The 25,260-nt window shown below is 50.2% G+C and carries 24 protein-coding genes; 1 reads left to right on the top strand and 23 read right to left on the bottom strand.

What is annotated here, in order from left to right; all coding sequences use genetic code 11:
• Window positions 1-55: 55 nt before the first annotated feature.
• From ald to T488_RS0114030, 6 genes are all read right to left on the bottom strand, one after another.
• Complete coding sequence (gene ald / locus T488_RS0114055) at window positions 56-1,171, bottom strand: alanine dehydrogenase (protein ID WP_028521350.1); 1,116 nt, start codon at window positions 1,169-1,171, stop codon at window positions 56-58.
• Window positions 1,172-1,407: 236 nt separating this feature from the next.
• A complete protein-coding gene (locus tag T488_RS18155; protein WP_051536492.1) occupies window positions 1,408-2,508 on the bottom strand; it encodes a hypothetical protein in 1,101 nt (366 codons plus the stop codon).
• 259 nt (window positions 2,509-2,767) lie between these two features.
• Complete coding sequence (locus T488_RS0114045) at window positions 2,768-3,379, bottom strand: manganese catalase family protein (protein WP_028521349.1); 612 nt, start codon at window positions 3,377-3,379, stop codon at window positions 2,768-2,770.
• Window positions 3,380-3,382: 3 nt separating this feature from the next.
• Window positions 3,383-3,631 carry a spore coat protein CotJB gene (locus tag T488_RS0114040; protein WP_028521348.1) on the bottom strand — a complete coding sequence of 83 codons (249 nt, stop codon included), beginning with the start codon at window positions 3,629-3,631 and terminating at the stop codon, window positions 3,383-3,385.
• Complete coding sequence (locus tag T488_RS18150) at window positions 3,628-3,879, bottom strand: spore coat associated protein CotJA (RefSeq protein WP_037298329.1); 252 nt, start codon at window positions 3,877-3,879, stop codon at window positions 3,628-3,630. The genes T488_RS0114040 and T488_RS18150 overlap by 4 nt, the downstream gene beginning before the upstream one ends.
• A gap of 140 nt (window positions 3,880-4,019) precedes the next feature.
• A complete protein-coding gene (locus tag T488_RS0114030) occupies window positions 4,020-4,493 on the bottom strand; it encodes a COG2426 family protein (RefSeq protein ID WP_028521347.1) in 474 nt (157 codons plus the stop codon).
• 160 nt (window positions 4,494-4,653) lie between these two features.
• Between T488_RS0114030 and T488_RS0114025 the strand changes: the two genes are divergently transcribed.
• Entirely contained in the window at window positions 4,654-6,102 is a 1,449-nt protein-coding gene (locus T488_RS0114025) for a penicillin-binding transpeptidase domain-containing protein (protein ID WP_028521346.1), read from the top strand.
• 54 nt (window positions 6,103-6,156) lie between these two features.
• On the opposite strand, the gene T488_RS0114020 is transcribed toward T488_RS0114025, so the two are convergent.
• The 17 genes from T488_RS0114020 to smpB form a co-directional block, all read right to left on the bottom strand.
• A complete protein-coding gene (locus tag T488_RS0114020; protein ID WP_028521345.1) occupies window positions 6,157-7,323 on the bottom strand; it encodes a pyridoxal phosphate-dependent aminotransferase in 1,167 nt (388 codons plus the stop codon).
• A gap of 158 nt (window positions 7,324-7,481) precedes the next feature.
• Window positions 7,482-8,822 (bottom strand): phenylacetate--CoA ligase family protein, encoded by a 1,341-nt coding sequence (locus T488_RS0114015; RefSeq protein WP_028521344.1) that lies wholly within the window; start codon window positions 8,820-8,822, stop codon window positions 7,482-7,484.
• A gap of 158 nt (window positions 8,823-8,980) precedes the next feature.
• Complete coding sequence (locus T488_RS0114010; protein WP_028521343.1) at window positions 8,981-9,883, bottom strand: thiamine pyrophosphate-dependent enzyme; 903 nt, start codon at window positions 9,881-9,883, stop codon at window positions 8,981-8,983.
• Entirely contained in the window at window positions 9,876-11,048 is a 1,173-nt protein-coding gene (locus tag T488_RS0114005) for a transketolase C-terminal domain-containing protein (RefSeq protein ID WP_028521342.1), read from the bottom strand. The genes T488_RS0114010 and T488_RS0114005 overlap by 8 nt, the downstream gene beginning before the upstream one ends.
• Entirely contained in the window at window positions 11,045-11,335 is a 291-nt protein-coding gene (locus tag T488_RS0114000) for a 4Fe-4S binding protein (protein ID WP_037298322.1), read from the bottom strand. Before T488_RS0114000 ends, T488_RS0114005 begins: the two co-directional genes overlap by 4 nt.
• The gene (locus tag T488_RS0113995) at window positions 11,332-11,847 is read right to left on the bottom strand and encodes a 2-oxoacid:acceptor oxidoreductase family protein (RefSeq protein WP_028521340.1); all 516 of its coding nucleotides are present in this window, start codon (window positions 11,845-11,847) and stop codon (window positions 11,332-11,334) included. The genes T488_RS0114000 and T488_RS0113995 overlap by 4 nt, the downstream gene beginning before the upstream one ends.
• Before the next feature lie 94 nt (window positions 11,848-11,941).
• Window positions 11,942-12,853, bottom strand: a complete 912-nt coding sequence (locus tag T488_RS0113990) for a LysR family transcriptional regulator (protein WP_028521339.1) — start codon at window positions 12,851-12,853, stop codon at window positions 11,942-11,944.
• Window positions 12,854-13,073: 220 nt separating this feature from the next.
• Window positions 13,074-13,985 (bottom strand): PLP-dependent cysteine synthase family protein, encoded by a 912-nt coding sequence (locus T488_RS0113985; RefSeq protein ID WP_028521338.1) that lies wholly within the window; start codon window positions 13,983-13,985, stop codon window positions 13,074-13,076.
• Window positions 13,986-13,993: 8 nt separating this feature from the next.
• Window positions 13,994-15,154, bottom strand: coding sequence for a trans-sulfuration enzyme family protein (locus T488_RS0113980; protein ID WP_028521337.1), 1,161 nt, complete (start codon window positions 15,152-15,154; stop codon window positions 13,994-13,996).
• Between the two features lie 11 nt (window positions 15,155-15,165).
• Window positions 15,166-16,065 carry a class I SAM-dependent methyltransferase gene (locus T488_RS0113975; protein ID WP_028521336.1) on the bottom strand — a complete coding sequence of 300 codons (900 nt, stop codon included), beginning with the start codon at window positions 16,063-16,065 and terminating at the stop codon, window positions 15,166-15,168.
• A gap of 621 nt (window positions 16,066-16,686) precedes the next feature.
• Window positions 16,687-18,411, bottom strand: coding sequence for a MutS-related protein (locus T488_RS0113970; RefSeq protein ID WP_028521335.1), 1,725 nt, complete (start codon window positions 18,409-18,411; stop codon window positions 16,687-16,689).
• A gap of 11 nt (window positions 18,412-18,422) precedes the next feature.
• Window positions 18,423-19,256 carry an AraC family transcriptional regulator gene (locus T488_RS0113965; RefSeq protein ID WP_028521334.1) on the bottom strand — a complete coding sequence of 278 codons (834 nt, stop codon included), beginning with the start codon at window positions 19,254-19,256 and terminating at the stop codon, window positions 18,423-18,425.
• Window positions 19,257-19,369: 113 nt separating this feature from the next.
• On the bottom strand, window positions 19,370-20,491 hold the full coding sequence (aepY, locus tag T488_RS0113960; protein ID WP_028521333.1) for a phosphonopyruvate decarboxylase: 1,122 nt from the start codon (window positions 20,489-20,491) through the stop codon (window positions 19,370-19,372).
• Between the two features lie 113 nt (window positions 20,492-20,604).
• Window positions 20,605-22,620, bottom strand: a complete 2,016-nt coding sequence (gene aepX, locus T488_RS0113955) for a phosphoenolpyruvate mutase (protein ID WP_028521332.1) — start codon at window positions 22,618-22,620, stop codon at window positions 20,605-20,607.
• Between the two features lie 302 nt (window positions 22,621-22,922).
• Window positions 22,923-24,044 (bottom strand): S66 family peptidase, encoded by a 1,122-nt coding sequence (locus T488_RS0113950; protein WP_028521331.1) that lies wholly within the window; start codon window positions 24,042-24,044, stop codon window positions 22,923-22,925.
• Between the two features lie 15 nt (window positions 24,045-24,059).
• The gene (locus T488_RS0113945) at window positions 24,060-24,608 is read right to left on the bottom strand and encodes a hypothetical protein (protein WP_028521330.1); all 549 of its coding nucleotides are present in this window, start codon (window positions 24,606-24,608) and stop codon (window positions 24,060-24,062) included.
• Between the two features lie 23 nt (window positions 24,609-24,631).
• Window positions 24,632-25,096, bottom strand: a complete 465-nt coding sequence (gene smpB, locus T488_RS0113940; protein ID WP_028521329.1) for an SsrA-binding protein SmpB — start codon at window positions 25,094-25,096, stop codon at window positions 24,632-24,634.
• Window positions 25,097-25,260 lie beyond the last annotated feature (164 nt).

Below are 25,260 nucleotides of genomic sequence, written 5' to 3'. Positions count from 1 at the left end.
CGAAGGCTGCACAAAAGCAGTCCTCGGGCTTTATTCTTTCGTATTCTGTTCAGGCTCAGCCGATAAGGCTTGAAAGCTCTGTGTAGTCATAGCCGTGTGCAGCGGCAACGTTCTTGTTTGTCAGCTTTCCTGCGTAGGTATTTACGCCGCTGGCGATGACCTCGCTCTTTTTGCAGGCTTCCTCAAGTCCGTTCTCTGCGATCTGGAGTCCGTATCTGAGAGTTGCATTTGTGAGAGCGATGGTGCTTGTACGGGGAACTGCTCCGGGCATATTGCCTACACAGTAGTGTACTACGCCATCCAGGATATATACGGGATCATCGTGAGTTGTAACGTGAGAGGTCTCTCCGCAGCCGCCCTGGTCGATAGCAACGTCAACGAATACTGCTCCGTCTTTCATCTCGGGGAGATACTTCGCCTTGAAGAGCTTGGGTGTGGAACCGCCGGGTATGAGCACCGAGCCGATGACAAGATCTGCGTCCTTTACGGCTCTCTCCACGTTGCTGTCTGTGGAGTAGAGTGTCTGTACATGAGCGCCGAACATATTGTCAAGCTGCTCAAGTCTCTTGAGGTTCACGTCAAGGATGGTTACGTTTGCACCCATGCCCACTGCGATCTTGCAGGCATTGGTTCCGACTGTACCGCCGCCCAGGATAACTACGTTAGCCTTGGGTGTACCGGGAACACCTGCAAGGAGTATGCCTGCGCCGCCGAACTTCTTCTCCAGGTACTTTGCGCCCTCCTGAATGGAAAGACGTCCTGCTATCTGGCTCATGGGAGCAAGGAGAGGAAGTGAACGGTCTGTCTCCTGAAGTGTCTCATAGGCTACTGCCTTTACCTTGCCGTCCAGAAGAGCGTCCATCTGCTCCTTGTCTGCTGCAAGGTGGAGGTATGTATAGAGAATGAGACCGTCATGGAAAAGAGGATATTCCGATTCCAGAGGCTCCTTTACCTTTACCATCATGTCCACCATGTTCCAGATGTCCGCTGCGTTGTCAAGCACTGAAGCGCCTGCCTCAACATACTCGGAATCTGCAAAGCCCGAGCCTGTACCTGCGCTCTTTTCGATGTACACATGGTGTCCTGCGGCTATATAAGCCTTGACATTGTCGGGAGTAAGTCCCACTCTGAATTCATTGTTCTTGATCTCTTTTACGCATCCGATCTTCATACTATTTCTCCTTTTATAATGATTTCCGCGCCGTGTCTGTAATATGACTCTGTCAGCAGCGTGAAGACATTCCGCTTACGGGCTGCCCTCTCTGAAAAAAATATAGTTTAATTATACTATAATCAAAAAAACTTGTCAAGAGTAAACAGTTATTTATATCTTCGGCAGTTTAATTTATCATTTATGCCTGCGCAATAAAAGTGCCGCACCCACAAAATTTGAGTGCGGCATGATGTTTATCTCAGATGGTCGGGATTTTCTGCGTTGCAGCTCGGGCATCTCTTGTACTTTGCCGCAAATGTGTTTCCGCAGTACTGGCATACGGTGTTTTTTCCGCTTCCTGCTCCACTGTTGCGTGCCCCGTAAAGATCATCCATATCAGACTGAGGCGTGTAATCGTCGTAGGACTGTGCCGGAGCCTGCTTATTACTTTTATAGGCTGCGCTGCGCTTGTAGTCCTGATAGCTCTGAAACTGCGCTGTGGGATCATAGACGGCTCTGCCTCCGGGATCGGAACCGTCAGCAGGTACTGCGTTTCTGTACTTCAGTTCACTGAAGCCAAGCACGAAGTATGCGTGGAACGCAACAAAACCAAGTATGAAAAGCCCCGGGAACAGCTGCTCGAAATCGAAGGAGCGCGAATAATTATCGGTAAACTCCGAGAAAGATGTCTTCACAGCTGTTCCGAATTCAGTTCCGTGCTCAAGTTCCCCGTGAAGCCTTCTGTTGAACTCGTTTGCCTTGTCAACTGTGATGACAGGGTCGGTATCATCGCCCTGCATTCCCTCCCAGTACCAGTCATTGAATCTCGGATCAGGCTCTGTGGGCTCTGAATACACGATGAGCCAGTGCATCTCGTCATCAAACTCCTGAAGATACCTGTCATAGGCATAATTCTCAAGAGTATAGTAGTTTTCCCACTCTTCGTTATGTATCGTGACTACCGACGGAGTAACGCCCGTCTTGTCCATGAAGCGCTCAAGCTCCTTGTAAAGCTCGTCCTCATTGTCGATCACTCCTGCTTCGTCCTTCAGGACTATGTTGTGGTTATAATTCTTCGGAACAAAAGGCAGAGCATCTTTCAACATCATGATACCTATAAAAATGAATGGCAGATAGATAATACCTATCAGCAGTCTCGCCGGATGAAATCCGGGCTTGTAGTCTTTGGAAGCATAGAAAAAGCGCTGTCGTCCATGCCTGTAATAGGAATATCGTCTTGAGCCTGCAAACGGTGTTCTGCTTATAGCAGGTCCTCTGCTTCCACCATGTGAGCCGCCGTGTGAACCTCCGTGTGAGCCTCCTCCGTGAGAGCCTCCTCCTGATGAATGTGGCATATTCATTCCCCCTGTATCATTATTCGGCGGTGCTGCCGCCGTGCTTTGCAGGCGTCAGCTATACCCGGACTTCTCCGCGGAAACCGCTTCGGACAATATCATATCCTACCCCTGAGTAGTCCCGAAAGCCTGTCCGCCGCCTGTGCCTGCGATATAAACAGGTACCATGGCTGCACCCTGATACAGCCATGGTAACCTTGTTATCAGATATTATACATCATTCTCTGCCGATTGTCAATATATCTGCGTATCCTCAGGCTCACTTTCTACCGCAGTTCTTGTCAAATGACGGATTGCAGGCATAGAAGTTCCTTGAATCAAGCTTATCCTGTGCTATCCGCAGCGCTTCACCAAAACGCTGGTAGTGTACTATCTCGCGCTCACGCAGGAAGCGGATGGGGTCCCGCACATCGGGATCGTCGGCAAGTCTCAGGATATTGTCATAGGTGGTACGCGCCTTCTGTTCCGCAGCAAGGTCCTCCTGAAGATCCGTGAGTATATCTCCCTTGGACTGGAAATATGCTGCGGTAAAGGGTGTACCAGAGGCTGCCACGGGATATATGCCCGTTGTATGGTCAACGAAATAGGTGTCGAAGCCGCTTGCCTTTATCTCCTCCATTGACAGGTCCTTGGTGAGCTGGTAGAGTATTGCCGAGATCATCTCAAAGTGTGCCAGTTCCTCGGTGCCGATGTCCGTAAGAAGTCCCTTGACCTCCCCGTAGGGCATGGCATAGCGCTGGTTGAGATACCTCAGTGACGCAGCAAGCTCACCGTCGGGACCGCCAAGCTGTGATATGATGATCTTTGCAAGCTTTGCGTTGGGAGTCTTTATCTTTACGGGATACTGTAATTTCTTCTCATACTGCCACATAGCTTATCTCCTTTCCCAGGGCCAGGGGTCTTCTACCCAGGTCCAGCTCTGCGTGTCGGTCACCTGCTCGGGAGTAAGAGGTCCGAAGCGCTTGTTATACTCCTGTACTGCGTCCCTGCGGAGCTCCCTGTATTTTCTGAACATTGACAGTGCGCGGCGACAGTTGGGATGAGTATCAAGATAGAGGTTCAGCTCCTTCAGTGTGAAGTCATACTTCTTTATCATGCTGAGAAGCATATTTTTTTCATTCATTTGTCAGCGCCTCCCTTCGAGAAGGGCAGGTCGAGTTCGGGGAAGAGCGTTCCCCTGCTGAGCGCCTCATCGTCACCGTAGGTCTCTCCCCACTGCTGGAACGGCACATATGCCATTGCAAGGGGAGTATTTTTCGGAAACCTCGTCATACTGCCGTTTCCGTTATTATTCTTCATTTCCGGTACCAGAGAGGCTTCACGCTCATGGAGAATGATGCCCTCCATATCGTCAAAGAGATCAAGATTCATACCTTAGTCCTCCTTTCCTGCGCGGAGAACCATGTGCGAAAAAGCTCTCCGCACGTTTTATGATATGCTGCGGGAGAGCTTTTGGTGAATTATATCAGGGTATAAAAAGGGACCTCCGAGGAAGTCCCTTGTAATTGTATTTACTTGACAGCTGTGAATGCGCTGAAGCCCAGAAGTGTGAGCACCGTTATGATGACTGCTGCAAGAACTACTCCGAGAGATACTGCGATAATGCTCTTCTTGAAGTCAAGGTCAAGCAGACTTGCTGCCAGTGTGCCTGTCCATGCGCCTGTTCCCGGAAGGGGTATTCCTACGAAGAGAAGAAGTGCCCAGAACATTCCCTTTCCTGCCTTTGCCTGGAGCTTTTCGCCGCCGCTGTGTCCCTTTTTAAGGCACCACGAAAAGAACTTGCCGATATACTTCTTGTCCGAGCCCCACTCCAGTATCTTTCTTGCAAAGAAGAAGATAAAGGGAACGGGTATCATGTTTCCTATCATGCAGATCGGTACTGCGTAATACCACTTTACGCCCATGCCAACGCCGATGGGGATACCGCCTCTCAGCTCTACGATGGGAACCATTGATATAAGAAATGTAAGAATATACTTTAACATAACAAAACTCGCTTTCATTTATAATCACATACACTTTATTATCTCATATTCTTCGGAAATAGTCAAGTGTTTTCCAAAGTTTTTTCATTAAAGGTTGACTAACCCAGCGGTTTACGCTATAATAATTATGCTAACTAAATCTTACTCAGAGGTAACTATAATGTATACAAGAAGACTTGCGGCTCTTGCCGCTTCTATCGCAATGTCAGCTTCATTTGTCTCCTGCTCCTCATCATCTGTGGGACAGGCTGACGTCAGCGGCACTGCTCAGACCGATACAACTGCGGCTCCCGAAACTGAGGCTTCCACCGAGGCTGTCACCACAGAGCAGCCCACCACACAGCCTGCCACCGCTGCTGCGGCTGAAAAGGGAAGCTTCTATGACGCAAAGGGCAGACTCCTCCTGTCCACAGGCGAGGACGGCAAGCGCCGCGTCTCCGCAGAGCCCTATGCTGTTTCCTTTGCAAACATAATCACCACCATGTCCGACGGCTATGACACCGCCTTCAACGATATACTCACAACTCCCGACAGCGAGGGCGCAGGACAGTCCATACGCCTTACCCTTGACGGAGATGTGCAGAACGAGATATACAGCTACATGGAGCAGAACAATATCGTGGGCTCCGTGGTTTGTCTCCGCACAGACGGCTCTATCATGGCGCAGGTGAACTATCCCTCATACGACCCCAATGCCGTTGCCGACCAGAAGTACGACGAGGACCTTGCCTGGGGAGATGTGGGCAACAAGGCTTTCAGCAACTATGAGCCCGGCTCCTGCTTCAAGATAATGTCTGAGATCATCGCCGACAAGCACGGGGTATACTCCCTCTACGATGACGGCACCTGGGAGGTGGGCGGCGTTCCGATCGTCAACTGGGACCACGAGACCAACAAGGGCGGCTACCCTATCCCCGACCGCTCACTCAGTTCGGCATTCATAAACTCCAGCAACATCTTCTTCGCTAAGGCTTTCGAGGAGGTAGGCGCAGATGATGTTCTCGCCGACCTCAGCTCAATTTTCCACTTCGGCGCAGATGACGATATAAAGTGCGATTTCGGCTCACTCAGCAACAATATCGAGATATACTGCCTTGACGATCTGCGCAGGAGCGCCTTCGGACAGTCCTATGTGCTGACCTGTCCCATTTTCCTTGCCGCTCTCGGCAGAGAAGCTATTTTCGGCGACATGGTAACTCCCTTCGTGGTCAAGGATATTGTAAGCTCCGACGGTACTCAGAAGATCGGCGAGGGCTCAAAGGCTCTTGACGTTATCGCATCAATACCTGCGGATTACCGCCAGAACCTCCTTAACGGAATGACGGGCGTTGGCTCGGGTCTGGGAGTGCAGCTCCCCGCAGGCTACAGCTTCTACGCCAAGACAGGCACCGCTGAGGGCTGGAAGGGCGACTGTCTCTACATCACGGGCTGCGCCAAGAATGATGCCGATGACGGCTCCACGGTATACGAAAACTATGACAGCTACGGCGAACACGGCTCCTATGTGATTGTAATGCAGGTCATGAACCCCGCAGATCACGGCTTCGAGTTCGCTTCACAGTCCTCGGGACTCTACAGAGAGATAATGAACATCGTTGTGGGCAGATAAGCTCAAACAGAAAAGCCATAGTACCCTGATGTCAGTGGTACTATGGCTTGTTTTTTATGCCTTCGGCATTTTCTTTCTGATGTCTGAAAGGCGCTCAAGTGCGCTGTTCAGAGTTTCATTCTTCTTTGCAAAATGGAACCTGATATATCTGTTTTCGGGCTCCTTGAAGAAGCTTGAGCCCGGAACGGCACCGACTCCCACATATTCAGCCAGCTTTTCGCAGAAATCAAGGTCGCTCTCATAGCCGAATTCAGAGATGTCCAGCAGTATGTAATAGGCGCCCTGAGGCACTGTATGGCTGAGTCCTATGCGGTCAAGTCCGTCAAGGAAGAGCTGTCTCTTTTCGGTGTACTTGTCCTGTAACCACTGATAATAGTCAGCTCCGAAGCGAAGTCCCGTAACTGCTGCCTCCTGGAGTGGCGCTGCGGCTCCCACGGTGAGGAAGTCGTGTACCTTCTTGACGGTGTCGATTATCTCGGGAGGTGCTATAACATAGCCCAGTCTCCAACCTGTGATAGAATAGGTCTTGGACAGCGATGAGCACGAGATAGTCCTCTCCCACATACCGGGCAGAGAAGCAAAGTAAATGTGCTTGTGGGGAGCATAAACTATATGCTCATAGACCTCGTCGGTGATGACGAAGGTGTCGTACTTCTTTGCGAGGTCGGCAATGATCTGAAGCTCCTCCAGGGTGAATACCTTTCCGCAGGGATTTGAGGGATTGCAGAGGATTATAGCCTTGGGACACTGCTTGAAAGCCGCCTCCAGAACGTCGGCGTCAAAGCTGAACTCAGGCGGTATAAGGGGAACGTAAATGGGCTCGGCTCCCGAAAGAATGGTATCTGCGCCGTAATTCTCATAGAAGGGCGAGAACACTATGACCTTGTCCCCGGGGTCTGTGACGGTCATCATTGCCGCCATCATAGCCTCGGTGCTTCCGCAGGTAACTACTATCTCACCGTTGGGGTCTATTTTCCTGCCCATGAGAGCAGACTGCTTATCCGCAAGAGCTTCGCGGAAATTCTGAGCACCCCAGGTTATTGAGTACTGGTGGAAATCCTCGTTTGTGACCTGTGCAAGGCGGTCAAGTATCTCGCGGGGAGGCTCAAAATCGGGGAAGCCCTGGGACAGGTTCACTGCGCCGTATTTATTTGAGATCCTCGTCATACGCCTTATGACGGAATCTGTAAATGTCTCTGTTCTGCTTGAAAGCTTTGGCATATTTTTCCTCCTGAATCATATAAAATGTAGGGGCTGGCGTCCTCGACAGCCCACTCAGTCAACCGATGGGACGTCGGGGACGCCGTCCCCTACAAGAACAATTCGCATGGGGCGATGCTCACACCGCCCCTGCATACATCTTTTATATTATACTACTATCAGATGTTGTAGTCAATATTTCTCTCGTCGATAACTCTTCTTGATTTGTGCTCGGAACGTGTATCAAGTCCGCCGTCGGGGTGAACTACCACCTTTGCAGGCTTAACTCCGATACGAGCCTTCAGTGCTGCACTTATCTCTGCTGCAACTGTATCATCGTCCTTGGGATTGTCTGCGTTCTTCTCGATCTCAACAGCATACTTGGCTGTGAAGTCCTTCTCAAAGATACGGATAAGGTACTCGCCTGTGATACCGCTCTGCTCACGGATAACCGCCTCGATGTCGCTGGGGAATACATTTACTGCGGAAACGATGAACATATCGTCCTTTCTGCCGAGGATACTGATCCTTCCGTGTGTACGTCCGCACTTGCACTTTGTAGTGTCGATGCGTCCGATGTCGCCTGTCTTGAAACGGATGAGAGGACGGGCGTGCTTGCGGAGAGTTGTGAATACAAGCTCGCCTACCTCACCCGGCTTGAGGACCTCGCCTGTGTGGATGTCAACTGTCTCCACAAGAATGTGGTTCTCGGCGATATGAAGTCCGTCGTGGTACTCGCACTGTGCGGCGCAGGCACCGAAAATGTCGGACAGTCCGTAGAAGTCATATACCTCAGCGCCCCAGAGGTCCTCGATAGCCTTTCTTGTGGCATCGATGGATCCGCCAAGCTCGCCTGCTACGATGATCTTCTTGATATTGAGATCCTTCTTGGGATCGATACCTGCCTTGAGAGCCTTTTCACCAAGCTGCCATGCGTATGAAGGGGAGGTCCATATTACAGTGGGCTGATAGGTCTTGAGTATAAAAAGAAGTCTCTCGCTGGGCAGTGTACCGCCCCAGATGCACAGTGCGCCTAAGTTCTGGGCACCGATAACATCAGGTCCGCCAACGTAAAGTGAGAAGTTGAGAGCGTGAACGTAGCGGTCATTGGGTCTCATTCCAACCTGCCAGAACCAGCGGCTCTCTGTCTCCTGGAACTCGTCGAAGTCCTTCTTTGTGAAGGGGCTCATTGTGGGAACTCCCGTAGAGCCCGACGATGTGGATATGAATACAACGTCCTCCTCGGGGACTGCACACAGCTCACCAAGGAATGAGCCGACACCCTGAGTGTCACGCTGAGTTTTCTTGTTTATGAAGGGGAACTTTTCGATGTCCTTGAGGGTCTTGATGTCCTCGGGCTTTACGCCTGCCTCATCGAATGAACGCTTGTAGTAGGGAGCGTTGTCGTATGCGAACTTAACGATCTCCTTCAGGTCTTCAAGCTGTCTCTTTTCCAGTTCCTCGCGGGGGAGGGTTTCCAGCTCCTCGTCCCAGAATTTGTTGTTTACATCTCTGCTCATGTCTTTATCCTCCGATTTCAATTATTATTACAATTTCGATATATCCTATCGGTTTTCTATGCTTTTATTATACACCCTATAAACGTTTTTGTCCAATACCAAAGGCTTATCATCAGTTATAGGTGATGCCTATAACTGATATATACCTTCATCGGAAACTATTTTCCCGAATATTCAAAGCTGCTGTTTATGTGCTCCCACTTCTTGTCGCGGGACTCGGTTATAACTCTTATATCCTCATCGTCAAGGTGCCTGAAGCGTCCCTGCTTTTTCAGATAAGCCTCAACGCTGGTGAACTCCCTGGGCTTGTGATTGAGAGTGAACCTGCCGTTTTCATACTCTGCAAGATACCACAGACCGCTGTCCACCACTTCTTTTGCTATCTCAACGGTCTCGTCGGGAGCGACTCCCCAGCCCGTGGGACATGGCGCAATAACGTGGATATACTTGGTGCCCTGTATCTGCGATGCCTTCTTCACCTTTGCGATGAAGTCGGGCAGATAGCCTACGCTTGCCGTAGCTGCATAGGGAATATCGTGGGCGGCTGCTATCTCGAACATATTCTTCTTGGGACGGATATTGCCGTGGATATTCCTGCCTGCGGGAGTGGTTGTGGTTTTTGCTCCGAAGGGCGTGAGACCGCTTTTCTGTATGCCCGTATTCATGTAGGCTTCGTTGTCATAGCAGATGTAGATGATATTGTCGTTGCGGTCGATAGCTCCGGAAAGAGCCTGTATGCCGATGTCTGCGGTGCCGCCGTCACCTGCGAAGCCAACTGCGGTGAAGTCCTTGCAGCCCTTGGCTCTGAGACCCGCCTCAACGCCTGTGAGCATGGAGGCTGTGCCTGCAAAGGTGGAGATTATGGAGTTGTTGGAGAAGCAAAGCTGTGGGAAATTAAAGCCTACCGCTGACATACAGCCCGCAGGCAGCACTGATACTGCATTTTTGCCCAGTACCTTCAGTGCAGCTCTGACTGCAAGGCTTCCGCCGCAGCCTGCACACGCCTTATGCCCGTAGAAAAACTCCTCGCGGGAAATGCTTTCCGCCGTTTTATTAGCCATTGTCCGAACCTCCTATGCCAAGGAAATGAACGCCGTCATTACCGTCGGCGATGTGTGCAAAGATACCCTCGATGTCTGCGGCAGAGATATTGCGTCCGCCCAGACCGCCGATGAAGTTTCCGCCCTTTATAGTGAGCCCTGCTTTTTTCAGAGCCGAATTAACATTGGTATAAACCGCGCCCTCGTTTCCGAAGCTGATGTCCTTTTCAAGAACTCCGTAGCCCTTTGCGTTTTTCAGCTCACGGGCTATCTCCTCATTGGGGAAGGGACGCATATAACGTATCCTGAGAACTCCTGCCTTCACTCCCCTGCTGCGGAGCTTATCTGCGGTCTCGCGGCAGAGTCCTGCGATACTTCCGAGGGTGATGAGTATGTAGTCGGCGTCCTCGGTGAGGTAGCTCTCTGTGAGTCCCGTATAATGTCTGCCGAAGATCTCCGCAAACTCCTTCTCGGTCTCGGCGATGACGGCTTTGGCTGCCAGAACGCCCTCATGCTCCCTGTATTTGAAGATGTAGTTGGTATCGGGACCTGCGGAGAACGCCATGTTCTTCGGGTCATCGAAGTCGATGCGGTTATCGGTCTCATAAGGCGGCAGGAACCTGTCTGCCTGCTCCCTGTCGGGGATCTCCACAGTCTCGTAGGTATGGGTAAGTACGAAGCCGTCAAGATTTGCCATGAATGGCGTGGAGACCGCCTTGTTCTCAGCTATTTTGTAGCTCATTAGTGCAAGGTCCAGAGCCTCCTGTGCGTTTTCGGCATAAGCCTGTATCCAGCCGCTGTCCAGCTGTGAAAGGCTGTCGCGCTGGTCACCGTAAATGTTCCAGGGGAGAGCCGTTGACCTGTCCGCATTCATCATAACGATGGGGAACCTGCCTCCTGCGGCGTAGTAAAGACATTCCGCCATGTAGAGAAGTCCCTGTGATGATGTGGCTGTGAAGGCTCTTGCTCCTGCAGCGCTTGCTCCTATGGCACATGAGAGAGCGGAATGCTCCGACTCTACATGGACGTACTCAGCCTTGAGACTGCCGTCCTCAACCATCTCGGAAAGGCGCTCCACCACTATGGTCTGGGGAGTTATGGGGTATGCCGATATGACCTCTGGGCGGGCAAGCCTTATACCCTCGGCAAATGCCTCGTTGCCCGAAAGAAATTTTCTGCTCATCAGCGCTCCGCCTCCATTCCTATGGCACCTATCCTGCATATCTTTGCGCATATGCCGCAGCCCTTGCAGAAGTCGTAGTCTATCTGTGCCTTGCCGTCCTTTATTGAGATAACGCCGTCGGGACAGTACAGATAGCACTGCTCGCAGCCCACGCATTTTGCGCTTTCCACCACTGGGCGGATACTTCTCCAGCCGCTGTTGACTGTGACAAGATAGCCTGCTTCAAATGAAGTATTCACAGGCACCTCGTCAAAGGCAAAGGCGGTCTTTTCCCTGATATACGGTCTCATGCAAGCACCTCCTCAACAGCTCTGCGGAGTGCAGCGATGTTGCGCTCCTGTATCTTTTCAGGCATATAGCCCTTTATGGAGCTTACAGCCTCCTCCACGGAGACTACTCCCGAAAGTCCCACCAGCAGCCCGTACATGACCGTATTCACCGTGGGAAGTCTGAACTCCGCGGAGATCTTCTCACCGTCAAAGGTGAGGGCTCCGCCGATAACATTCTTTGAGTTGACTATTATCCTGCCGTCGTCCTTGAGGAGCTGTTTCAGCTGAGGACTGTACAGGGTATCGTCAAGTATAACGATGTAGTCTGCCTTTTCGGTCTGGCTCCTGTCGGTAACGGGCTTGGTATCAAGCTTGGTGAAGGCTCTCACGGGAGCTCCTCGTCTTTCGGGACCGAAGGAGGGAAATGCCAGTGCATATTTATCGCTGTTTTCGGCAGTATATGCAGCTCCGAGGAGCTTTGCGGCGGTGAATGCGCCCTGTCCGCCTCTGCCCAGCCAGATTATCTCTTTCATGGAAAATCTCCTATCGTTTTGGTATGCTTTAATTATACACCCATAGCACCTCCCTGTCCAATACCGAAACGCTATGATGTGTTATAGGATAAATTTATAGCTTCAGGTAGTCCCGCATCTCGCTGATGTAGATCTCAGCCATTTCGCTGAGTATCACGTTTTTCAGCGTGATATAGCCTATCTCCATTACCTCGTCCGCAGAGCCGCTGTCGAAGGGGACAGCGATATAGTCGCTGCCGTTGAGCTCCTCGCAGATAATGCCCGAACAGAGAGTATAGCCGTCAAGTCCTATCATGAGATTGAGCATGGTGGCACGGTCATTTGCCTTGATTATGCGCTGATACTCATTGGTGCTCAGTATCTCCTCAGCAAGATAGAAGGAACTGTTGTCGCCCTGCTCAAAGGAGAGACACGGATAGTCCGCAAGCTGTTCAAAGGTTATGGACTTCTCTCCTGCCAGCGGGTGTCCCTTCCAGAGGTAGACGAAGGGGCTGCACCTTGTAAGAGAGTGAAACTCCAGACCGTTGGAGCTGAGCAGCTTTGTCATGGACTTGCGGTTGAAGTCATTGAGGTATATTATGCCTATCTCGCTGCGGAGAGTTGCCACATCGCTGATTATCTCCGCGGTCTTGGTCTCGCGGACAGCAAATTCGTATTCAGAGGTGTCGAAGCGCTTTACCATCTCCACGAACGCCTTTACCGCAAAGGAATAGTGCTGGGTGGACACGCCGAACTTCTTCTTGACATTGCCCTTGCTGATATACTTCTCCGCCAGAATATCGAACTGTCCAACCACCTGTCTTGCGTACTGGATGAACTCTGCGCCGTCATTGGTGAGAGTAACTCCCCTGCCGCTTCTGTGGAAGATCTTTATGCCGATCTCCTTTTCAAGCTCCTGCACCGATGATGTCAGTGAAGGCTGGGACACATAGAGCTGCTCGGAAGCCTTGTTCATGGAGCCTGTTTCGGATATGGCAAGAATGTATTTAAGCTGCTGTAAAGTCATTATAACACCTCTTAAAAAATAATAATAAAGGCGGCGAAGCCGCAGCATCGGGATTCTCAAGGGAGGCTCTCCCTTGAGCGGGAAGGTGTGCGAGGAAGGGCAGAGCCCTTCCTGAGAAGTAGTGTGACAAGCGAAGCAATGTCACACGGCTGTAACGCATTTTCCCCCCTCGGCTCGACCGACGGTATAATTATATTGTCATCGCTGAAATGCTTCGGTTTTAGTCAAATAACCCCGTACTGAAGTATCTGTCTCCACGGTCTGGGAATACCGTGACTATATTGCCCTTTGCGCCGCCGGCTATGAGCTTCAGCACCGCCGCCATAGCCGCTCCCGAGGAGGAGCCTGCGATAACGCCCTCCTTAGCAGCAAGAAGTCTTGCTGTCTCAAAGGCTTCGCTGTCATTGACCTTTATCACCTTATCCACCAGTGTCATATCCATGGTGTCGGCAATAAAGTCATTGCCTATGCCCTCGATGTTGTAGTCACTGTGCTCTCCGCCGCCCATGGTGGAGCCTACGGGGTCCGCCAGAACGCCCTGTGCGGAGGGAACTCTCTCCTTAATATACCTGAGTATGCCCGTGTAGGTGCCGCCGCTTCCTGCGCCTGCCACAACATAGTCGATCTTACCGTCAAGGTCCTCGAAGATCTCCCTGCCCGTGGTCTCATAGTGAGCGAGGGGGTTGCTCTGATTCTTGAACTGCTCCAGCGAGATAGAGCCCTTTATCTGTGCCTTTATCTCCTCTGCCTTTTTTACAGCTCCCAGCATTCCCTCCTCACGGGGAGTGTTGATGACCTCAGCTCCAAGTGCGCGGAGCAGCGACTGCTTCTCCGCCGAGAACTTGGTGGGAACTACAAAGATGATACGGTAACCGCGGTTCAGAGCGGCAAAGGCTATGCCAAGGCCCGTATTGCCTGCGGTAGCTTCAACGATGGTCCCGCCTTCACCCAGGAGTCCCTTCTTCTCGGCGTCGTTTATCATGTACAGACCTGTGCGGTCCTTGACGCTTCCCGAGGGATTATAGAGCTCCAGCTTTGCGAAGACGTTCACGCCCTCTGCCTGTACGATATTTCCAAGTCTCACCAGAGGAGTGTTTCCGATGAGAGACTGCATTGAATCATAGTACTTCATATATTATCTCACTTTCTTTCAGATTTTGCAATAGCCTGAGCAACATCTCCGAGAATATCGTCGATCTGCTCAATACCTACAGAGAGTCGGATAAGTCCGTCGGTTATGCCCACTTTTTTGCGTATATCCGCAGGAATTGAGGCATGGGTCATTGATGAGGGATGGCATACAAGGGACTCAACTCCGCCCAGGCTCTCCGCCAGGGACACCAGCTGAAGGCTCTCGAAGAATACGTTTATATCGTAGTTTTCCTTGAGCTCAAAGGAGATCATTGCGCCGCCGTTCTTTGCCTGACGACGGTTCACCTCATAGCCCTGACTGCCGGGAAGTCCGGGATAGTAGACATTCTTCACGGCGTCATGCTCCGAGAGGAACTCCGCTACCTTTTCCGCGTTGTAAACGTGTCTGTCCATGCGGACTGCAAGGGTCTTGATACCCCTGATAAGCAGGAAGGAATCAAAAGGTCCGAGAACTCCGCCTGTTGAATTCTGTATGAAGGCTATCTTCTCGGCAAGCTCCGCGGAATTGACTACGGCAAGTCCCGATACCACATCGCTGTGACCGCCAAGATACTTGGTCGCGCTGTGAACCACTATGTCCGCACCAAGCTCAAGGGGCTTCTGGAGATAGGGTGTCATAAAGGTATTGTCCACGATGACGAGAAGACCGTGTCTGTGGGAGACCTCTGCCACTGCCCTTATATCGGTGACTGTCATGAGAGGATTTGCAGGGCTCTCGATGATGACTGCCTTTACGTCTTCGGCAATGTCACTCTCAAAGCTTGCAAGATCGGTGGTGTCGGAAATGGTGTATGTGATGTCGAAGTGGTCGAATACCTTGCTGAGGAGCCTGAAGGTTCCGCCGTAAACGTTGCTGGAGATAAGAACTCTGTCTCCGCTGTGAAGCAGGCTGAGAACCGCTGTCAGAGCTGCCATTCCCGAGCCGAAGGCAAAGCCTGCATAGCCGCCCTCCAGCTCGGCGATGAGAGCTTCAAGAGCTTCTCTGGTGGGATTTCCAGTGCGTGAATACTCGTATCCGCGCATTTTTCCCAGACCGTCCTGCTTGTATGTTGAGGTCTGGTATATGGGGATATTCACAGCGCCTGTGCGCTCGTCAATGGAGATACCTCCGTGTATAACTGCTGTTTCTGTATTATTGAATCTGCTCATTGTAAACACTCCTATTCAAAATTATAGCCCGAGGTATATGTAGCCGATATAAGGCTGACGTTTTCAAAGGCTCTCATATTGTCCTGTCTGCCGCCGAAGTACTCCTTCTGTACCTTCTCGGGAGGCATATACGTGTCGATCTGGAAGCCCAGGGCGTACAGCGCACGGGAGACCTCATTGTAATCAAAACCGCCCCGCATGACCTCGCCGAGGGACTCGGTTATCTGTTCAAGTCTCTGCACTCTTCTCGGGAATGTACCTGTTTTTATAGGGTAATCAAAGGCAACTGCGCTCCCCAGTGCCGAGAGCTCGGCTATCTGGGAAAGTGTGTCCGCGAAGACGTCCAGTGTCAGATAGTAGGACACGCCAAGTATGCTGAAAAATGCCTTTTTTTCAGGATCAAAGCCTGCTTCTAAAAGCTTGTCGCACATTCGCTCCTTCTCGAAGTCAACGGAGACAAACCTTACATTCCGTGGGATATTCCACTGGAGCCCACCTATCTTCTCAAGCTTGTAGCGCTGAGTATCGGGGTGATCCACCTCAAAAACCGTGATGTTCTCATTGGCGTTGCGGAAGGAAAAGGTGTCCGAGCCCGCACCGCAGATAACGTACTGTATCTCGCCGTTCTCCTCTGCGAAACGCTCAAGCCTGCTCTCGGAAAAGTGTATCCTCGAAAGCGGTATGGGAGCTATATACTCATTGATGACCTGCTCCGTATCCTCCCTTGAAAGCTGCGGTATGTTTCCGCCAAAGCCGCGGCTTATCATGTCATAGACTGCGTCGTACTCCTCCTTGCCCATAAGATCATAGGCAAGATAATCGTCGTATATCTTCTCGCGCGACCTGTTTGAGTGCCAGGCTCTTGCAAAGGCACAGAGCTTAGCGGTCACGCTCTCTCTTTCATCGACCATATTGACCTCCAAACAAAAATAAAGCGCGGAACGCATTCCGCATTCCGCGCATTTACAGACCCATGGGTCCGACATATGCCTTAAATGTTTCAGAAAGAGCAACATCGCTGAGCATAAGTGCGCACTATACGGAACATATAATTGCTATTCATGCAACAGCAGCAACACATTGAAAAATGTCTCATGTTCAGCTCTCCTTTCATTAATCCTTGTATTCCTATCGGAACTGTATGTATTATAGCACCTGTTCCCTTGTTTGTCAATAGGTTTAGTCTATATTCGGCAATAAGCACAAAAAATCCTCCGAGTATCAAGTCTTTTGCACAAACCTGCCTATTATGTCTTTTTGCTTATAAAAATGTTGCAATATCCGTGTATACTGAGGAAAGAGCTGTGGAAGATGCAGAATACTTATAAGAGGCAAAGACGGAGCTTTATTAGCGGCGCATTGCTGATATGATAAGGAAAAATCCCGCAAACTGTTTATGTCAGACAGTTTGCGGGATCATTGCATATTCTGAAAGCTATCGGTCTGCTTGTAAGAGAACATAATAACAGCGAGCTGCCGTATCTGAACGGCACCCCGCTGCAATGAAAGATATTATTCTCCGATCAATTTCATCATACGCTGCCGCCGATAAGCATATCAAAGGTCACGCCGTACTTTTCGGCAATATCCTTTGCGTAGGACGAGCCCTCGGGCTGTGACAGAGCCACCTTGAAGGAACGCTTCCCCTCCTCTGTCCGCATGATAAGGGAAGCAGCTCCCGCACCGTCACGGGAAAGCTCCTCAGCGTCCTCACCCAGCTTGTGCATATGGGTATTGTAGATAGTCCGCACTCCTTTTGCCAGTAGAGCCTTTACGGAGTCTCTTGCGATGTAGTAGCCCTCCTCAAAGGAGGTAGTGGAGAATGTCTCGTTCAGCAGAAGAAGGCTTTTGCTTGTGGACTGAGTGAACAGCTCCTTGAAACGGACGCATTCCTCTCCCAGCCTTCCCAGATCCATTGTCTTGTCCTCATCTGCGGGGAAGTGGGTATAAATACAGTCGCATGGGATATAGCGGAAACTCTCCGCAGGGACGAAAAGTCCTCCCTGCGCCAGAACGAAAAGCTGTCCCAAAGCCTGTGTGATCGTGGTCTTTCCTCCGCGGTTGGCGCCTGTGAGGATATAGACGGTATGCTTTTCATCGAAGGCAAGATCGTTGACTACTATATCACCGATATTCTCCATGTTCATTGCCAGCTTCAGATTATAGAAGCCCTTTGCTTCCATAGAAGTCCCGCCCTCAGTTATCGGCTGAGCCTCGCTGAACACGCATCCCTTTTCCATCAGACCGCCGATAAACTCCGCACATCTGATGTAATATATAAACTCTGATACCAATGCAGAAACATTCACGATCGCCACATTTGCGTATACGGTAAGCGTGTCCCTCAGCTTCTTCACAAGAGAGCTGAGCATTTTATTCACCACAGTATCAAGATAGGAAGTTGCGCTTGCAGCTGCACCGTCAGCTATTGCATTGGCGATGGTGGACTTGACTCTGGCATTGGTCGCAAAAGAAGTCTGAACCGCAAGGGCACCTGCCTCATTCTTCATATAGTCCAGGACGCCGCGCTTTTCCTCCCTGTCGATGAGCTGATAGTGCATATCGCCGTCCCAATCTGCTGTGTCGCGGAGCTTGTCCTTAGAAGCAATGGCATCGGCGAAGTTGCTGACTATGCCCGACTTCCTGAACTGCTTTTTATTGACCGAGACCAGTCCTATACTGACAGCTTCAAAGCGCTCGTTTACATTGATACCGAGAGTGACGCTCTGCACGTCGGATGCCTTCAGTTTCAGCGCAGCGATGTCCTTCTTCATATCGGCAAAGCAAGCATCCTCGTAAAGCTCGGTAATGTAATCCCGCAGCGCTGTCAGTCCCTCTGACCTGATCCTGTCATCGGAGAGGCATTCACGCATAGTCTCAACGGTTTTTATATAGTCGTTCAACTCGTCAAGACGGTGAAAGAGATGCCACAATCCAAGCTCCTCATCGGAGGTCTTGTGCATGGTGGAGAAATCCTGCATAAACTGTATCTTGTCAAAAAGCTCCATCATGGTATTCCGCAGCTCAGGCAGCCGAAGTATATCCCCGAAGATCTGCTGTCGGTATGCGGCAACTTTCGGATCGTCCGTTACCTGTGAGATCACATTCGTGATAAAACGGCGTTCCTTGGCATCTGTTGATATTTCTCCGAAAAAAGCGTCAAGTCCAAGATCGTGCAGCACATTATCGGGCAGCCTGTGATATTCGGCATCTGTCCCCATAGGCTGCATCAGACTGAACCCCGGGTCTTTCTTCATTTTATCACCTCTTACAGTTTCTTTAAGGGAATACAGATATAGCTCACCGTATCGGCAGGCTCCTCCGCAGGCGGCAGATAGAACTCAAGCGAATAATTACCTGCTAAAGTATAGCCATGCAATGCCGGAAGCCATTCCGACCATATCTGTGTATTGACCTTCTGCATACTGTCAGGCAGTGTGCCTTTGCAGCGGAACAGTGCCCACAGTCCGCCCGGGATCTGATAGGTCTCACAGCCGGAAGGAATATCCTCCCACGGCTGATACAGATCAGCGATCCGGTAGTCAAAGTTCTTTCCGTCCATGTCCGAACATACACCGAACATTCCTTTTAAGCCCTTCATGTCTGACATCCACTCTTCCCAGAATTTCGGGATCTCCTTGTAGCTCGTTTCGGCACTGAACCTCTTTTTGACACCTACCACCGTAAACGGAGCCTTTTCCACGATTTTGTAATCCAGCATATTACCGCCCTCCAATGTTACCTTGATATGCAGCGGAGCGAATGACCGCAGGTTTGCTCCTGCTTCCCTCGCCTGTGTCGGAGTGATGCCGTGAAAGCGCTGAAATGCCTTTGCAAAGCTGTCGGGAGAATCATAGCCGTACTTCATAGCAACGTCGATCACCCTGTTATCGGAGCAGCTGATCTCCTGAGCCGCCAGGGTCATACGCCGGGCACGGATATACTCCCCCACTGTCATACCGCAAAGAGCACCGAAGATACGCTGATAGTAAAATGGGGATAATGCAGCCTTTTCAGCGATGTCCCCGATATTGAGCTCCTCCGACAAATTCTGTTCGATATAGTTGACGGAAGCCTGAAATCCTTCGATCCAGTCTTTAATAACAGTCACCTCATTCCGCTAAAAATATTTTATCACATCAAGTCATTTCCGTCCCGATTTTTTCTGCTCTCTTTGTCAGGTCGGGAATGTATCGCTATAAACCGAATGGATAACTACAGCGATGATAGATAGTCCATGAAGTTTTGTTTGTTTTCAAGAGCAGAAGCAGTTGGTCTTCCAAGATCAGCTCTTGAACCGACAGAGCATTTCACTTCGATCAGCGAAAGCTCATTTCTGCCCTTTGCCGCTTCAAGTTCCCTGTCAAGTTCATCAAAGCTGTCAACACATACTGCATTAGGATAACCGCAAGCCCTTGCGATGCCCACAAGATCCATCTGTGCGGCAACTGTCGGCATACCTCCCACAGTCTCGTGTGCACCGTTATTGATCACTACATGAACAACATTCTTCGGTTTATTGGCGCCAAGAACAGCCATACTTCCCATATGCATGAGGACCGCCCCGTCACCGTCCACGCACCAGATCCTCCGTTCCGGCTTATTGATCGCTATGCCGAGTGCAATTGAGGAGGTATGTCCCATGGAACCCACGGTAAGGAAGTCATACTTATGGCTCTGACCGTTTGCGGTCCGCGTCTCAAAAAGCTCACGGCTTGCCTTACCAGTTGTTGAAACTATCGGATCCTCTCCTGCTGCCCTGACTATATGCTGAATGACCTCCTCACGGCTCATTTTGTTATCATTCCAGTATCCCACCTCGGGGGCATTGGTCAGTGCGCCCTTGCGGACAACGATCGCTACCTGCTTTCCTTCTGCAAGAACGCTGCGAAAATCAGTCATAGCAGCAGCCAGCTCTTCCTCGGTGGTCTCCCTGCCGAGAATGAAGTTTTTTATGTCCATATCCTCCAGCAGCTTTAATGTGACTTCGCCCTGAAAGATATGCTGAGGTTCATCGTGAACACCGGGCTCACCGCGCCAGCCCACAATAAAGATCATCGGTATCGCATATACCTTGTCGTTAAGCAGCGATGCAGCAGGGTTTATTATATTGCCCTCACCGCTGTTCTGCATATATACTACAGGAACTTTTCCCGTTGCAAGATGATAACCTGCTGCAATGGCAGTGCAGTTGCCCTCGTTTGCCGCAATTATATGATGCTTCCGGTCTATCCCGTAAGTATCCATAAGATGATCACAAAGGGCTTTGAGCTGACTATCCGGGACACCGGTATAGAAGTCGGCACCGATCATATTTACTAAACTTTCAACTTTCATAGGTTCATCCTCTCTTCGACCCTTTGGATACGGAAACAATGCTTTTACTATTGACGATCGATCATACAGATATTCCTGCGATCATCTCATGCGCCGAGAATAGTCTGAAGGGCTTACTCCTCGGGGATAAGACGGATAATATCCCTGAAGGGCATACATATATCATCACACTCTTTTGCCCTGTGATTTTCAAGAATGAGCTTTGCAGCATTCTGCATTGCGGGGAAACCTGTTCTTGTGAGCTGATTTGCATAGATAACTACGTTCACGCCTCGCTCTTTGAACTCTTCCTCTCTGACCGTATTGAATGAGGACGGAACAACAACGACAGGTGTTTCATTGTCCTTTTCACGGAACTTTTCAACGAATTCAAATATCTCAGCAGGATCCGTCTTTCGTGAGTGTATCATGACAGCGTCTGCGCCTGCGTCAGTAAAGGCAAAAGCTCTCTCAAGCGCATCGTCCATGCCCTTCTCAAGGATAAGGCTCTCGATACGTGCACAGATCATAAAGTCAGCTGTCTTCTGAGCCCTCTTGCCTGCCCTGATCTTCTCGCAGAAATCAGGGATCGAAGCCTGTGTCTGCTTAACTTCTGTACCGAAGAGGGAATTCTTCTTCAGACCTGTCTTGTCCTCGATGATCACCATAGATACGCCCATACGCTCAAGTGTACGTACAGTGTATACGAAATGCTCAGTAAGTCCGCCTGTGTCACCGTCAAAGATGACAGGCTTTGTGGTTACTTCCATAATATCGTCAATGGTACGGAAACGTGACGTCATATCAACAAGCTCAATATCAGGCTTGCCCTTTGCAGTTGAGTCACAGAGTGAGCTCACCCACATGGCATCGAACTGTCTTGCACCGCCGTCCTGATAAACAACAGTGTTTTCGGCAATAAGTCCCGTAAGACCGCTGTGAGCTTCGATAGCAGTAATGATACCCTTCATGGCGATAGCCTTCCTGAGCCTTCCGCGTCGCATATCAGGCATGGACATATCCGAACGGGCTCTGTTTTCAAGCTCCCTGTATTTCTCATCATTTGAATATGGGAACTCAACAAGCTGTCCCCCGTAAGAGGCAAGGACAGATGATACTTCATCACGGATAGGCTTCTGGAAGCCTTCCCGCCAGTCGTCACCATGGACCACATAATCCGGACGGAACTGCTCAAGATTTGCCTTATAGGAAAGCTCTTTCTGCTCAACTACCTTCCATACACCGGAAATATTCTCGAATATCGCCTTGCGCTCTGAAAACGGAAGCAGCGGAAAGCGCTTATAGCTGCAAACAGCTTCATCGGACAGTACACCGATGATGAGCCTGCCCAGCCTTTTTGCCTTTTTGATGATAGCAATATGACCGCTGTGTATCATATCGGTCGAGAAGCACATATAGACCGTGCGGTTCCCGATCTCCTTCAGCTTTGCGGAAACAACAGCCAGATCCTCAGGGGTGTCTATCTCCGCACACAGTCTTTTTTCAAAATCAAGAACAGTGATATTCTTATCAGCTATCTCGTTGAGTGCGTTCTCGGCATAGCACTTTTTCTTTGCTTCATCGCCGCTCTCGCAGTAAGCGATGATCGCATCAAGCCACTTGTTCCAGTCGTCCTTCAGCAGCTTGTAGAGAGGCTGTGCAGCCATTGCATCGTTAAAAAACTCAATACCGACCTTCTGCACCCTGCCATCAGCAACAACCGCTTTGAAATCCTTTTCAGGCAGATCAAGTGCAGAGCTGACAGTCATACAGCTTGCCTCGGAAGCAGCGACATCGTCGAATACTGTATTTTCAAATACAAGATCGCCGTGCATCAGGATAATATCCTCATCTCTCAGATACTCTCTTGCACAGTAGATCGAATAGATATAATTTGTCTTGTCGAAAACAGGGTTCTTCACGAATGTGATGTTTAAGGGAAGATCAAGGCTCCTGCAATAGCTGACAAGTAAGCCGCTGAATGCACCTGTAGTCATTACGACTTCTTTGATACCCCCATCGGCAAGCAGCCTGAGCTGTCTGCTGAGGATAGTGTCCTTTGATGTTATGGCGGTCATGCACTTCGGGCGCTCATCGGTGAGCACACCCATGCGGGAGCCGAGACCTGAATTCAGGATCAATGCTTTCATATTATCATACCTCATACAGCCTGTAACACATTTTATTTATCTGCTTTTGTGAGTGATCCGGATACGGATCCTCATACTCATTTTTATTATACCCTATATCGGCTCAGACTGCAAGTGTTGTTCAGCACATCTGACGTTTATTGAAATACCGCAGCAATAGTAAAAGATCTCCGCACAGCGATACACTCTGCGGAGATCATAAATTGTTATAAACCCCAAAGCGGTTACGAGAATATTGGGAAAGCGAGCCCGCAGGCGCCTGTTATCAGCCGTTTTTCAGCTGTAAACAGTGTCGGTAATTGTCATAGAAGGATGATTTCCTGCCCCTCTGCGTCCACACGCACCTTCGCACCGTATGGAAGTACAGCTCTCGGAGCAGCATGGCCGAAATTCACATTGTAGAGTATGGGCAGCTGCGGATCGTTCACCACATCAAGCCACACTTTCTTGTATTCCTCATAGTTCACCTCGTTCATGGGCTTTCCTATGATGATACCGTTTATATTGGCGAAAACTCCCTGTGCCTTCAGGGCTTCCAGGTATTCTCTCAACAACTGAGGAGACGGCATTTCCTCGCTTGTCTCGGCGAAGAGTATCTTTTCCTTCCATTCCTCAGCAGTTGGGAAAATGTGATACTTTTCTGTTATCTCAGCCTGTCTCAGGAAGTCCTCTCTGAGCCGTGGGCAAGCCCTGAACAGGTCAGCAAGGATCTCGCTGTACCTCTCTGCATTCCCTCCCATGAGCATTTCGCCCATACTGTCGATACAGCCGCCCAGCAGCTCTCCCTCAAACACGGGTGCGCCCTGTAACAGCTCATAGCCGTGCTCCTCCTTGTGCGAAACGGGAGCAGTTCCCACAGCGGCGGCGGAGAAGTCCTTTCTCTCCTCGTACCATACATCAGAGGGAGTTATCTTCCTGCCGTGATAAGGGGCAAAGCAGCTCTCGAACTGTGCCTTTGAGTAAGGGAGCATATCTCCCGAAAGCTCGGCAATGTCGCACATGAAAGCCTGTCCGTAGAAGGTCTGCAAGCCCAGTCTGTGGAACATGAGGTGGTTGTTGGTGGTATCGGAAAAGCCCAGGAAGAGCTTTGGGTGCTGCTTTACAGCGTTTATGAACTCCTCGTCCTCCATGAGATACGGGAAGGTGCGGAAGGTCTCGATTCCGCCTATGGAAGTGATTATCCCCTTTACCGAGTCATCGAGAAAGGCTTCCTTCAGGTCAGCGGCACGTGCCTCGGGGTGACTGAGGATAAAGTCAGCACCCCTGAGAGCGTGTCTTGTGAAAACGGGTTCAAGTCCCATTTCACGGAGCTTTTTCTCGCCCAGCTCCTTTTCGTGAGCGCAGTACGGCTCGCCGATAACGCCGCTGGAAAGACATATCACAGCGACCTTGTCGCCTTTTTGAAGCGGCTGAGGACTGATCATAGTGAATTACCTCCATTAGCAGAAAATATTGATAGATCTAATTTTGTCACCGTTAAATCCGAATACGACCTGTTTATCTTCACTTTCACCGTAAATAAATGAGCCTTCTGTCTGAACATTCGGTTCACCGAAAGCCTGAATAATGTCATCTTTACCTGATCCGTAACCAATACCGCAGATACTGAAATCGCTGTCCGGAACATCATCGTCTATGAACAGACCGCGCAGCTCATTATCCTTTGAAAGATCAATAAAGCCGATATTCTTATCTTTATAGTACAGCGTGTATGTTGATATATCACGCCCTTCATAGGGTATTGGATCAGCTGCGGTATAATTATCATCCAGATCATCAAATGAAGATGAAAGCGGGATCTTCTCACCGTAAAGAACGATATTATCAAGCATTTCGCAGACAATATCCTGTTTTTCCGCAGAAGTTGTCCCTATCATTTCAGATGTTGTATCACTGCTGCTGTTGTTTCCGGACGGCTTTATATCATGTCCGTATCCGACCGATAATGCAGCGGCAGCGATAAATATAGCTGCGAAAATTTTTCTCATATAAATAATGCCTTAGATCTTCCTTATCTGTTGCGTGATTTGAGATTGCGGTCTATTTCACGGTTTGCGTCGCGCTTTGCGATGTCCGCACGCTTATCATAGAGCTTCTTGCCCTTGCAGAGCCCAAGCTGCATTTTCACCCTTGAGTCCTTGAAATAAAGGCTGAGGGGTATGAGGGAAAGTCCCTCCTGCTTGAGAGTTCCGTAGAGCTTATTTATCTCGCGCTTGTGCATGAGGAGCTTTCTCACCCTCATGGGATCGCGGTTGAAGATATTGCCTTTTTCATAGGGGGAGATGTGCATTCCGCGGACGAAAAGCTCGCCCTTGTCGATGGAGCACCATGAGTCCTTGAGATTTACGCCGCCCTGACGAATGGATTTTACCTCGGTACCCACAAGCTCTATGCCTGCTTCATAGGATTCGAGGACGAAATAATCGTGGCGTGCCTTGCGGTTCTCGGCAATAGTTTTAGTACCTTTTGAGCGCATAATATCATCTCCTGTCTGGATAAAATTATACACTATGCGGGAGAAATTGTCAACCGTGGCAGATGCAGTCCCCTGACGAAAACAGTCGGATCGAGTGGTTAGCTGTTAGTGCTTAATGCTTGGTTACAATGGCGGCGGCTTTACTTCTATCCATCGCCGAAGGC

Origin of the sequence: Ruminococcus flavefaciens ND2009 (assembly GCF_000621785.1) — a bacterium.
GTDB classification, from domain to species: domain Bacteria; phylum Bacillota; class Clostridia; order Oscillospirales; family Ruminococcaceae; genus Ruminococcus; species Ruminococcus flavefaciens_C.
This window is presented reverse-complemented; position numbering and strand designations above follow the sequence as displayed.